The 12,289-nt window shown below is 72.6% G+C and carries 9 protein-coding genes; 5 read left to right on the forward strand and 4 right to left on the reverse strand.

Translation table 11 applies throughout. The annotated features are described in order from the left end of the window. The first annotated feature begins 131 nt into the window (after positions 1 to 131). Positions 132 to 707: an NADH-quinone oxidoreductase subunit B gene (locus A6A27_RS26180; protein WP_073837313.1), complete on the forward strand. Its 576-nt coding sequence runs from the start codon at positions 132 to 134 to the stop codon at positions 705 to 707. A 29-nt stretch (positions 708 to 736) separates the two neighbouring features. Continuing rightward, positions 737 to 2,053, forward strand: a complete 1,317-nt coding sequence (locus A6A27_RS26185; RefSeq protein ID WP_073837314.1) for a DUF2252 domain-containing protein — start codon at positions 737 to 739, stop codon at positions 2,051 to 2,053. A gap of 20 nt (positions 2,054 to 2,073) precedes the next feature. Here A6A27_RS26185 and A6A27_RS26190 read toward each other — a convergent pair whose 3' ends face one another. Beyond that, positions 2,074 to 3,120 carry a glucose 1-dehydrogenase gene (locus A6A27_RS26190; RefSeq protein ID WP_073837315.1) on the reverse strand — a complete coding sequence of 349 codons (1,047 nt, stop codon included), beginning with the start codon at positions 3,118 to 3,120 and terminating at the stop codon, positions 2,074 to 2,076. Between the two features lie 214 nt (positions 3,121 to 3,334). Between A6A27_RS26190 and A6A27_RS26195 the strand changes: the two genes are divergently transcribed. After that, on the forward strand, positions 3,335 to 4,153 hold the full coding sequence (locus A6A27_RS26195; RefSeq protein WP_073837316.1) for an NADH-quinone oxidoreductase subunit C: 819 nt from the start codon (positions 3,335 to 3,337) through the stop codon (positions 4,151 to 4,153). Further along, positions 4,153 to 5,115 carry an NADH-quinone oxidoreductase subunit NuoH gene (gene nuoH / locus A6A27_RS26200; protein WP_073837317.1) on the forward strand — a complete coding sequence of 321 codons (963 nt, stop codon included), beginning with the start codon at positions 4,153 to 4,155 and terminating at the stop codon, positions 5,113 to 5,115. The genes A6A27_RS26195 and nuoH overlap by 1 nt, the downstream gene beginning before the upstream one ends. A gap of 36 nt (positions 5,116 to 5,151) precedes the next feature. Here nuoH and A6A27_RS26205 read toward each other — a convergent pair whose 3' ends face one another. Then, a complete protein-coding gene (locus A6A27_RS26205) occupies positions 5,152 to 6,198 on the reverse strand; it encodes a glutathione S-transferase family protein (protein ID WP_073837318.1) in 1,047 nt (348 codons plus the stop codon). Positions 6,199 to 6,477: 279 nt separating this feature from the next. Here A6A27_RS26205 and A6A27_RS26210 point away from each other — a divergent pair, with 279 nt between their 5' ends. Then, the gene (locus A6A27_RS26210) at positions 6,478 to 6,885 is read left to right on the forward strand and encodes an ester cyclase (protein WP_073837319.1); all 408 of its coding nucleotides are present in this window, start codon (positions 6,478 to 6,480) and stop codon (positions 6,883 to 6,885) included. A gap of 69 nt (positions 6,886 to 6,954) precedes the next feature. Here the strand turns inward: A6A27_RS26210 and A6A27_RS26215 are convergent, their stop codons facing one another. After that, positions 6,955 to 9,483 (reverse strand): MSCRAMM family protein, encoded by a 2,529-nt coding sequence (locus A6A27_RS26215; RefSeq protein WP_073837320.1) that lies wholly within the window; start codon positions 9,481 to 9,483, stop codon positions 6,955 to 6,957. A 104-nt stretch (positions 9,484 to 9,587) separates the two neighbouring features. Then, positions 9,588 to 12,113: an MSCRAMM family protein gene (locus tag A6A27_RS26220; RefSeq protein ID WP_073837321.1), complete on the reverse strand. Its 2,526-nt coding sequence runs from the start codon at positions 12,111 to 12,113 to the stop codon at positions 9,588 to 9,590. Positions 12,114 to 12,289 lie beyond the last annotated feature (176 nt).

Raw genomic sequence — 12,289 nt, forward strand, 5'->3', positions numbered from 1 at the left:
CTCCCCGTGCACGCCGCCGCCGGCGCGATCGACGTCGGTCACACGCATCGACGCCGGGAACGGTTGCGCGGGTTGCCACCTCCGGCGCTGTGGTTGACTGTCACATCGGGGACAGGTGAGGGAGGCTCGAGGTGCAGGTTCCGGCGGTGCTCGGCGAGCCGATCCGGTTCGTGCTGAACTGGGGCCGCCGCTACTCGCTCTGGGTGTTCAACTTCGGGCTGGCCTGCTGCGCCATCGAGTTCATCGCCACCAGCATGGGCCGGCACGACTTCATGCGGCTCGGTGTCATCCCGTTCGCCCACGGCCCCCGGCAGGCCGACCTCATGGTGGTCTCCGGCACGGTCACCGACAAGATGGCCCCGGCGGTGAAGCGGCTCTACGACCAGATGCCCGAGCCGAAGTACGTCATCTCGTTCGGCGCCTGCTCCAACTGCGGCGGGCCGTACTGGGACTCCTACTCGGTGACCAAGGGGGTCGACCAGCTCATACCGGTCGACGTCTACGTGCCCGGCTGCCCGCCGCGCCCGGAGGCGCTGCTGCACGGCATCCTCCGGCTGCAGGAGAAGATCGCCGCCGAGGAGTCCGGCGTCGGCGGGGTGGCCCGCCCCGACCGGCTCGCCCCGCCGGTCGACCCGCGGCCCGCGGAGAGCACGCCGCGCCCGGTGGAATCCCTCACCGCGCCGCCGGTCCGCCCGCCGGCCGGCTGAGGTGGCGGGGCCGGTCTAGCCTGCGGGCCATGACCCAGTCCGCGGACCAGCGCTCCGCCTTCATCGTCGACGTGCTGACCGAGGAGTTCGGCGAATCGATAGCGCTCGACCCGGCGGCGTTCCGCCGCAAGTTCCGCAAGATGGCCGCCTCCCCGTTCGCCTTCTACCGGGGCAGTGCGTCACTCTTCTACGCCGACCAGCGCGGCGACTTCGCCAGCGACCGCTACCTCGACCACCGGACCAGCCGGGTGTGGATCCACGGCGACCTGCACGCCGAGAACTTCGGCACCTACATGAACGCCTCCGGGCAGCTGGTGTTCAACGTCAACGACTTCGACGAGGCGTACGTCGGGCCGTTCTCCTGGGACCTGAAGCGCTTCGCGGCCAGTGTGGCCCTGCTCGGCTACGCGAAGGCGCTCTCCGACCGGGGGATCGGCGACCTGGTCACCGGCTTCGCCCGGTCGTACCTGACCGAGCTGCGGGCCATCGCGGCCGGCGGGGACGACGCGATCGGCTCGATCACACTGGAGAACGCCGACGGCGTGCTGCGCCGGGTGCTCCAGCAGGCCCGACTGAACACCCGGGTGGACCTGCTCGCCGAGCAGACCACCATCGACAACTACGACCGCCGGTTCTCCCTCGGCGACGGCGTCTTCGAGGTCGACGCCGCGACCCGGGAGAAGGTCTGCGCCGCGTTCCACGACTACCTGGACACCCTGCCGGCGGCGACCGCCCGGCTCCGCCCGGTCGCCGCCAACATCAAGGACGTGGTGCTGCGCAAGGGCGTCGGCATCGGCTCGGCCGGGCTGCCCTCCTACAACCTGCTGCTGGAGGGGCACACCCAGGCACTGGAAAACGACGTCGTCATCTACCTCAAGCAGGCCCAGGTGCCGGCGGTGGCGCGGCACATCGACGACGAGCGGGTCCGTTCCTACTTCCGGCACCAGGGGCACCGGACCGCCGAGTCGCAGCGGGCGCTCCAGGCGTACGCCGACCCCTGGGTGGGGTTCACCGAGCTGGACGGGGTCGGCCAGCTCGTCGCCGAGGTCTCCCCGTACGCGGCCGACCTGGACTGGGCCGACGTCAACGAGCCCGAGGAACTCGCCGGGGTGCTCACCGACCTCGGCCGGGCGGTGGCCCGGATGCACTCGGTCGCCGACGACGAGTCCAGCCACGATCTGGTCGACTACTCCACCGAGGAGGCGATCGTCGCCGCGGTCGACGCCGGCGCGGCGGGCTTCGTCCAATACCTGGTCGACTTCGCGCACGCGTACGGGATCCGAGCCCGCGAGGACCACCAGCTCTTCGTGGACCTGTTCCGCAACGGCCGGCTGCCCGGCAGCTGACCCGCAGGCCGGCCCCCGGCTCAGGCCGTGAAGTCCAGCACCACCTTGATGTCGTCCGGTCCGGAGGTGTACGCGTCGGCGTACGCCTCCACCGGCACCCGGCGGCTGATCAGCGAGTTCAGCCAGCCCTGGTCAGCCCGGGAGAGGGCCTCGGCGGCCAGTTCCCAGTGCCGCCGGTTGGCGTTCACCGAGCCGAAGACCACGTTGTTCTCCAGCACCAGGTCGCGGTTGAGGGCTCCCGCGTCGAGGTCGATGGTCCGGCCGCCGCTGGACACCCCGGTCAGGCAGACGATGCCGGTCGGCCCGGCCTGGAACATCGCGTCCAGCACCACCACCGGCGCGCCGGTGCACTCCACTACCACGTCCGGCTCGAAGTCCAGCTCGGTCACCTTGGAGGTGTGGTAGGTCGCGCCGAGCGAGCGGACCAGGTCCGGCTTCGGCCCGGTGGTGGCCCGGTCCAGCACGTGCACCGACAGCTCGCGCTGGGTGGCGAGCAGCGCGGCCAGCAGACCGATCGGCCCGGCCCCGGTCACCAGCACGGTCTGCGGCTTCCACTCGGCGCGGCGACCGATCCGCTCGATGTGGTCCCAGGCCTTCGCCACCACGCTGGTCGGTTCCAGCAGCATCCCCACTGAGGCGAGGCAGGGGTCCAGGCCAACGGCGAACTTCGGCTGCACCCGCCACCGCTCCCGGGCGTACCCGGAGAGTCCCTTGATGCCGTGCTCGGTGTACTGCCCGTTGCGGCACATGTCCCACTCGTCCACCGCGCAGTTCGGGCAGGGCACCGGGTCGGGGCGCCGGACGATACCGGCCACCAGGTCGCCGGGCTGGAGGGCGCCGGTCGGGTCCTCCACCACCCGGCCCAGTGACTCGTGGCCGAGCACCAGCCGGTCCTGTCCGGGCGGCGCCTCCCCGTATGCGCCGGAGATGATCTCGTGGTCGGTGCCGCAGATGCCCACGGCCAGCGCCTCGACCAGGATCGCGCCCTCCTCGGGGGCGGGCTCGGGCCAGTCCTCGGTCAGCTGCAGCGAGTTCGGGACGCCGGGAGTCACAGTCACAGCACGCACCGCTCAATTCTTTCCTGCGGGCGTGGTCCCGGTGTCGAAACCGCCAAGCCAGCCCGGTGCGGCCGGACGAGCCGGCGGGTGCTCGGGCGCGTGGTTGGTGGCGGGGCGGAGACCCGGCCATGCCGTGGTCGGGCGGAGGGAAGCGGCAGTGCAGTGGGTCAGCTGCCCGGCCTGAGGCGGTCCGTCCACGCCGGTGGCCCGTAGGATCGCGGGCATGACGCCGGAAGAGGTCGGTGACCGGGCGCGCAGCGTGCTCGTGCGGGCGGCCGGATTGGCCGAGGACGCGGTGACCGTGGGGCGCTCGGGTGGCGAGGCGCACGCCCGTGCGACGGTCGACGTACCGCCGGACGCCTGGCGGGACGCGGTGCGGGCCGTCCGCGACGACGCCGAGTTGGCCTGTGACTTCTTCGACTGGCTCTCGGCTGTGGACGAGCTGGCCGACGGCTTCGACGTGGTCGCCCACCTGTGGTCGACGAACCGCCGGCACGGTGTGCTGCTGCGGACGCGGGTGCCGCGAGCGGAGCCGCGGGTCGCATCGGTCGTGGGAATCTTCCCCGGCGCCTCCTGGCACGAGCGGGAGACGCACGAGATGTTCGGCATCCGGTTCGACGGGCATCCGGACCTCAAGCCGCTGCTGCTGCCGCCGGAGTTCGAAGGGCATCCGCTGCGCAAGGAGTTCGTGCTCGCCTCCCGGGTCGCCAAGCCCTGGCCGGGCGCCAAGGAACCGGGGGAGTCGGAGGCGGGCGGCGGTCGCCGGCCGATTCGCCCGCCGGGCGTACCGGCGCCGGGCGAGTGGGGGACGACGCCCACGCCCGCCGGCGCGGCCGGGGTGGGCGAGGGCCCGCGCGGGGGTACGCCCGCCCGCCCGGCCCGGGAACGCCCGCCGCGCCCCGCCCCGGGCGAGCGCCCGGCCCGGCCGACCACCGCCGAGCAACCGGCGGGTCCGGCGCGGCCGACGCCCGGGGAGCGACCGACGGGCCCGCCCCGCCAGGAGCCCGCCGCCGAGCCCGCGCCCGAGGAGGGGGACGCCTGATGCCCGCCTGGTTGGAGCTGGTCATCAGGGTGGCCGGCGTGCTGGTCGCGTTCCTCACCCTGCCGCTGATCGTCGGGCAGGCCGAGCACAAGGTCATGGCGCACATGCAGGGCCGGCTCGGCCCGATGTACGCGGGCGGCTTCCACGGCTGGGCGCAGCTCGTCGCCGACGGCATCAAGTTCGTGCAGAAGGAGGACGTCACCCCGCGCGACGCGGACCGGCCGGTGTTCCGGCTGGCCCCGGCGGTGGCCCTGGTGCCGTACCTGCTCGCCCTGCTGGTGATCCCGCTCGGCCCGGGCGACCTGGTCGGGCAGCCGCTGGACATCGGCCTGTTCTTCGTGCTGGCCGTGGTCGGCATCGGGGTGCTCGCGGTGCTGATGTCGGCCTGGGCCTCGGCCAACAAGTACAGCCTGCTCGGCGGGCTGCGCGGCGCCGCCCAACTGCTCGGCTACGAGCTGCCGCTGGTGCTGGCCGCCGCGTCGGTGGCGATGGCGGCGGGGACGCTCAGCCTGCCCGGGATCGTCGAGGCGTGGCGGCCCTGGTGGCTGCTCTGGCAGGCGCCGGCGATGGTGATCTTCTTCGTCGCCGGGCTGGCGGAGATCCGGCGGCCGCCGTTCGACATGCCGGTGGCCGACTCCGAGCTGGTCTTCGGCTACATGACCGAGTACACCGGCCTGCGCTTCGCGTTCTTCCTGCTCGCCGAGTACGTCGGCATCGTGGTGATCGCCGCGCTGACCACCGTGCTCTTCCTCGGCGGCTGGCAGGGCCCGTTCGCGGACGCCCAGTTGGGCTGGCTGTGGACCCTGCTCAAGGTCTTCGCCGTGGCGTTCGTGATCATCTGGCTCCGGGTGTCGTACCCACGGCTGCGCGAGGACCAGCTCCAGCGCCTCTGCTGGCTGGTGCTCGTCCCGCTGGCCCTCGCCCAGCTCGTCCTGACCGCGGCCGTCCGGCTGGCCATGTGAGGAAGGGCCCCCGCGTGACGCAGGGCCCTTCGACGGTCAGCCGACCCGCAGCGGGGTGTGGGCGGGGTCGACCGGCTCGGCCGGCGGCGGGGGCGGGGTGCCGTCGCCGAAGGGGCGACCGCCCAGGGCCTCCCGGCCGTGCGGGGTGAGCCAGCCCGACAGGTCCGGGCCGAGCGGCACGATCCCGGTCGGGTTGATGTCCCGGTGCACCTCGTAGTAGTGCCGCTTGATGTGGTCGAAGTCGACGGTGTCGCCGAAGCCGGGGGTCTGGAACAGGTCCCGGGTGTACGCCCAGAGCACCGGCATCTCGGTCAGCTTCTGCCGGTTGCACTTGAAGTGGCCGTGGTACACCGGGTCGAAGCGGACCAGGGTCGTGAACAGCCGCACGTCCGCCTCGGTGATGGTGTCGCCGACGAGGTAGCGCTGCCCGCTCAGCCGCTCGCTCAGCCAGTCGAGCCGGTCGAAGAGCCGGCGGTACGCGCTCTCGTACGCCTCCTGGCTGCCGGCGAAGCCGCACCGGTAGACGCCGTTGTTCACGTCCTTGAACACCACCGCGTTGACCTCGTCGATCTCGTCCCGCAGCCGCTCCGGGTAGAGCTCCGGCGCGCCCTCGCGGTGGTAGGCGGTCCACTCGGTGGACAGGTCCAGGCTCATCTGCGCGTAGTCGTTGGTGACCACCTGCCCGGTCGGCACGTCCACGATCGCCGGCACGGTGATGCCCCGCTCGTACCCGGGGAAGCGCTTGAAGTACGCCTCGGCCAGCCGCGGAATGCCGAGCACCGGGTCCATCCCGCCCGCGTCCAGGTCGAAGGTCCAGCTCCGGGCGTCGTGGGTCGGCCCGGCCACCGCCATTGAGATCGCGTCCTCCAGCCCGAGCAGCCGGCGGACGATGATCAGCCGGTTCGCCCACGGGCACGCCCGGCTCACCGCGAGCCGGTACCGGCCGGACTCCACCGGCCAGCCGTCCCGCCCGTCCGCGGTGATCCGGGTGGCGATGTAACGCTGGTCCCGGGTGAACTCGCCGCCCGGCTCGACGTACTTCCCGCCGGTCCGGTTCAGGATCTCCTCGCTGCTCTCCGTCACTGTGCCACCTCGGCTCGCGACTGCGGGGCTCGTAACCCCGGCTCACTCCTCGCGCTCACTGTGCCACCTCGGCTCGCGACTGCGGGGCTCGTAACCCCGGCTCACTCCTCGCGCTCACTGTGCCACCTCGGCTCGCGACTGCGGGGCTCGCAACCCCGGCTCACTCCTCGCGCTCACGGCGCTACCTCCGTTTTCTGTCGCTGTCGGCCCTGTCCCATCATGGCCGTTCCGGGCCGGTCCGGCAGGCTCGGCGCGGGGAGTGGGGGCTACGCTGCCGCGGTGACCGATGTGGAGGCCGTGGCCCGGCGCTTCATCGCCGACGTGTGGAACGCGACCCGCGAGGAGACCGCGTACGAGCTGGTCGCCGAGGACTGCCCGGGGCTGGGCGGGACCGGGCCGGCGGCCGCCCTGGCCTGGCACCGGGACCGCCGCGCGTCCTTCCCGGACCTGCGCTACAAGATCGTCGAGGTGGTGGCCTCCGGTGCACGGGTGGCCGTGCACCGGCGCGCCGCCGGCACCCAGGCCGGGCAGTTCGGCCCGGTGCCGCCGACCGGCCGGGTGGTCAGCTACTCGGGGGCGACCTTCCTGCGCTTCGACGACAGCGGCCGGATCGTGGACGTGTGGAGCGTCAACGAGCTCTTCCAGGTCCTCCAGCAGCTCGGCGTCGAGATGCTCCCGCCGGTGTGAGCGCGCCTCGGCCCCGAAACGGTCGGGCGGGCCGGACCGGTGGTGCCGGTCCGGCCCGCCCGGGGTCGGTCAGCGAGTGCCCGCCACCACGGCCGGACCCGTACGGATGTCGGTCCGGACCGGCTTGCAGGTCTCCCCAGGCACCAGGCTGACGGTTTCGACCACCTGTCCCGCGGTGAGGTTGACCGGCGTCGGTCCCAGCGTGCGGTGCAACCTTGCGCCGATGGGTGGCCCGACGTACCAGCACGCCGTGCCGTTGAAGGGCTGGTAGAACAGCAGCACCGGTCCGGCCGGGAGCCCGCTCTGGGACGGGTCCGTCGTGCTCAGAGAGGCCACCCGGTCCCCGGTCATCGGGTGGTAGGCCTCCACCGTTCCCTGCCCTCCCGAGGGGCCCAGGTACAGGGTCCGGATCCGGGCACCCTTCACCAGCACGATGCCCTGCGCGGTCGTCGTGGCGCCGGCCGTCACCTGGACGAGGGTCGCCGCGAACCGGTCCGTGGTGTTGCCCGACCAGGCCGGAGCGAGGGCCGGGCCGGAAACCGAGCCCGCGCCGGCGACGTGGACCGGCCACCGGTATGGCCCCAGGCCGTTGATGGTGTACCGGCCGGGAGTCTGGCCGGAGTCGTCGTAGCTGCAGCGCTGCAGCGGATTGCCGAAGGTCAGGTCCGGGTGGTTGCCGAAGACCTGTACGCAGGTGTTCACCCCGTTGCCGGACTCGTCCCGCATGCTGCCGGTGATCGAGCCGGCCCGGTCGAGCTGGATCGGCGGCGCGGTCAGGATCCGCCCGGCCCGCAGTGCGTACGCCTTCGCCAGACGCCGGTCGCCGGTGCCGCCGGTCTCGGTGTACCACTGCGCCCCATACGGCGACGGGGGCAGGACCAGCAGCTGCACCGCCCCATCCGGGAGCGGTCCGATCCGCACCTTGCCGCTCGCGTCGGAGCAGTAGCCGGTGGACTGGCTGACCTCCTGCCGCAGCGCGGAGGTGACCAGCTTGGCCGACTGGACCGGCCGGACGCAGGCCTGGGGCACCGCCGAGCCGCTGGTCGCATCCACCACCGTGGTCTCCAGCACGGCGGCCGGCTCCAGCGGGATGGTGAGCCGCGTCGTCTCGCCGCTGATCACCCGCACCGATCCGACGCCCTTCTGCCAGTGCGTGGGGCCGGGCTGGGCGGTGACTCCCTCCAGGCTCGTGCCGGTGGCCCACACCTTCGGGAAGTTGATCCGGCCCGAGCTGTCGGCGCACGCCCGCTCCGCAGCCAGCGAGAGCCGGGCGCATCCGGACACCGGTGCGCCGGTCACCGCGTCCACCAGGGTGACCTCGATGGCCCCCGGCGCGAGGAGCTGCTCGTCGACCGTGGTGACCTCGCCGTCGGTGACGTGCACGATGGCGCCTTCGTCCAGGACCGTCTTTCCCGGGTGGTACTGGATGTTGCGGTCGAGCGGCTTGACAGCGACCCGGTAGTCGCCGGGCGGCACCCGGTCGAACTGGTACCGCCCGTCGACGGCCTCTGTCCAGGCGGACCAGGAGTTGTCGACGGCGAACACCCGGACCGAGTTGGTCAGCGCGGGGGTCGCGCCCGGGTAGTCGGTGAGCTGGCCGCGTACCGTGCCGCCGCCCACCCGCAGGGCGACGTCGACCACCACGTCCTTGCCGTACTGCGCGACATACGCTTGCGCGTTGCGGCTGTCCACCGCGTTCGGCGCCCACTGTTCCGGGAAGCCGTCTGCTCGGATCCGCAGCTTGTACGGATCGTTGGTGGCGACCGTGAGTCGGTAGCGGCCGGTGGCGTCGGCGCACGCCTGCCCGGCCTCGTGCCCCTTGAGGCCGGAGATGGCGGTGACGCAGGCCCCGGCGACCGGCGCACCGGTCGCCGCCGCGGTGACCTTCCCGGTCAGCACGCCACCCTGGAACGTGCTGTTCCCCACCAGGTAGCGCTCGTCGACGGTGGTCGTCGAGCCGGCGGTCACCTCGAAGACCGTGGCAGCGGCGGGGTCGGTCTTGCCGGGCGCCCACTGCTTCGGGGGGTAACCCCGAGGGGCGATCCCGAGCCGGTAGGTGCCGACCGGCAGGTTCCCGAGCTGGTACCGACCGTCGCTGTCCGTCGGGGCCTTGGCCGTCCAGCTGCCGTCCGCGGTGCTGGCGGTGACCTCGGTGGCGTACGCGGGGCTGCCGTCGGGCTGGGTGATCCGGCCACTGAAGCCGCCCACCGCGACGGGCAGCGCGAGGTCCGCCGTCACGACGCCGTTCGTGGCATGGGAGGCGAAGATGTACGTGGCGTTGTAGTAGTCAGGCGCGGACCGCCACCACAGCTCCGCGTGACCCGTCGCCCGCGCCCGCAGCCGGGGGCTCACGCCGCTGGTCAGGCCGGCGAAGGTGTACCGGCCGCTCTCGTCCGTGCAGCGGGTGGCGAGCAACCGGTCGGGCGTCTGGTACAGGTCGAGGCAGGCACTGGGCAGCGGCGCGCCGGTTGCCCGGTCGGTCACCGTCCCGGTGACGGTGTAGGTCGGCACGGCCTGCGCGGCCGGTGCGCCCGCCAGGACGGTGGCGACGACGGCGGTCGCGGCCAGGGCCCGCGTCCACCTCTTGGTGAGTCTCATTGGGCCGTGGTCCTCCTGGGCTCGTCGGCCGGAGCAGAATCGATGATCAAGAGAAGCTCGGTGCCCGGCGGGCCGGTGGTGTCGGTCCGGCCCGCCGGGGTCGTTCAGCGGGTGCCCGCCACCACGGCCGGACCGGTGCGGATGTCGGTCCGGACCGGCTTGCAGGTCTCCCCGGGCACCAGGCGGAGGGTTTCGACCACCTGCCCGGCGGTGAGGACGATCGGGGTCGGTCCCAGGCCCCCGTGCGTCCGCGGCCCGATGGGTGGCCCGACGTACCAGCACGGGGTGCCGTTGGTGAGGACCGCGCGTAGCACGATCGGTCCGGCCGGGAGGCCGGTGAGCGTGCTGCCGGCACCGAGGGCGGCACCATAGCCGATCCGGTCACCGGTGGTCGGCTGATACACCTCCACCTGGCCGATCTGCGTGGCGGTGGTGCCGACGTCCATGGTTCGAATCCTGGCGGCGGGTGGCAGGACGATGTCCGGGACGGCCGTGGTGGTGCCGGCGGTCACCTGCACGAGGGTCGCGTCGAAACGGTTGGTGGCGTTGCCCGACCAAGCCGGGGCGAGGATGTCCGTCTCGCTGCGAGCCTGCCCGTCCACGTTCAACGGCCAGCGGTACGGGCCGAGACCCTTCAGGGTGTAGCTGCCGGAGTTGACAGCGCAGGCCCGCAGCGGGGGGTATTCGAGATCCGCGCTCCGGCCGAACGGCTGGAGGCAGCTGCTGACGGCTTTGCCGGACCGGTCGGTGATCCGGCCCGTCAGCGCACCGCCCCGGTCGAGTCGGATCGGCGGCGCGGTCATCGTCTGCCCGACCCGCAGCGGATACGTCTTCGCGGCCCGCTGGTCACCGGTGCCCCCCTGCTCGGTGTACCACTGGGCGCCGTACGGGGCGGGCGGGATGACCAGCAGCTGCACCGGACCGGACGGCAGCGGCCCGATCCGGATCTTGCCGCTGCTGTCAGAGCAGTAGCCGCCGGCGCTGGACGTGGGGTCCTGCAGGGTGGGGCTGACCAGCAGCTTCGAGGTGCTGACCGGGCGGACACAGGTCTTCGGGGGCACGGAGCCGTCCCTGGCGTCCACGACGGTGGTCTCCAGGGCGGCGCCCGGCTCCAGCGACACGGTCAGCCGGGTCGTCTCACCGCTGACCACCGCGACCGGGTCTACGACCTTGCTCCAGTGGGTCGGCTTGGGATCGACAAGGATCCGGTCGGGGGTGTCGCCGGTGGCCCACACCTTCGGGAAGGTGACGGTACCGGCGTCACCACAGGCCACCTCCTGCGCGGTGACCAGCCGGGCGCAGGCCTTGACCGGCGATCCGGTAACCGCGTCCACCAGCCTCAGCTCGACGGCACCGGGGGGCACGAGCTGCTCGTCGACCGTGGTGACCGCGCCGTCGGCGACGTGCACGATCGTGCCCTCAGCCGCGGTCGCCTTGCCGGGGTGGTACTGGAGGGTGCGCTCCAGCGGCTTGACCGCGACCCGGTAGTCGCCCGGCGGCACGTGGTCGAACTGGTACCGCCCGTCGACGGCCTCGGTCCAGGCGGACCAGGAGTTGTCGACGGCGAACACCCGGACCGAGTTGGCCAGCGCGGGCGTCGCCCCCGGGTAGTCGGTGATCTGGCCGCGTACCGTGCCGCCGCCCGCCCGCAGGGCGATGTCGACGATCTTGTCGCTGTTCCACTGCGGGAAGTACGTGGAGCCGTTGCGGCTGTCCACGGCGTTCGGCGCCCAGTGCTCGGGGAAGCCGTCGGCGCGTACCCGCAGCTTGTAGCCGAGATTGGTGGACAGACTGGCGAGCCGATAGCGGCCGGTGGCGTCGGTGCACGCCGTCGCGGCGTCCTGGCCGCTGTAGACCGAGACCGCGGTCACGCAGGCGGCCACGACCGGCGCGCCGGTCCCGGCCCTGGTCACCACGCCGGTCAGCGTGCCGCCCTCGTACGCGGTGTTCGCCGTCAGGTACCGCCCGTCCACCGTGGTCGTGGCGCCCGGGGTGACGTCGAAGACGGTGGCGACGGGCGGGTTACCAGTGCCGGGCAGCCACTGGGTCGACTCCCAGCCCCGCGGACCGATGGCGAGCCGGTATGACCCGACCGGGAGATTGTCAAGCCGGTAGCGGCCGTCGCTGTCGGTCGGCGCCTTCGCCGCCCAGTAAGCAGTCCCGACCGCGATGGCGGTGACTTCGGAGGCGTATGCCGGGCTGCCGTCCGGCTGGGTGATCCGACCGGCGAAGCCACCGACCGCCATCGTCAGCGCCAGGTCCGCCTTGATGGTGGTGCTGCCGTCGGTCGGGTAGCGCAGCTGGTCCGCGTTGTAGTAATCAGGCTCAGCGGGCCACCACAGCTCCGCGTGCCCCGCCGCCTGCCCTCGCAGGCGCGGCTGGATTGTGCGAGTCAGGCCGGAGAACGTGTAGCGCCCCTGCTCGTCCGCGCAGCGGGTGGCGAGCAGCCGGTCGGGCGCGTTGAACAGGTCGAGGCAGGCGCCGGGCAGCGGCGCGCCGGTTGCCCGGTCGGTCACCGTCCCGGTGACGGTGTAGGTCGGCACGGCCTGCGCGGCCGGTGCGCCCGCCAGGACGGTGGCGACGACGGCGGTCGCGGCCAGGGCCCGCGTCCACCTCTTGCTCAGTTTCATACCCCGTGGTCTCCCTGTACTGGTCGGCCGGAGCAGCATAGATGATCAACAAAGTCTTCGATGTTCCCGTTGAGCTGCCGTGCGGCCGGTCGAGCCGATTGGCGGACAGGTCCATCCGATCGGCGGGAGCGGCACGTCACCCGACTGGTCGACGCCGCGCTGATCACCCCCGGCGC

Source organism: Micromonospora sp. CB01531 (genome assembly GCF_001905095.1).
GTDB lineage: Bacteria > Actinomycetota > Actinomycetes > Mycobacteriales > Micromonosporaceae > Micromonospora.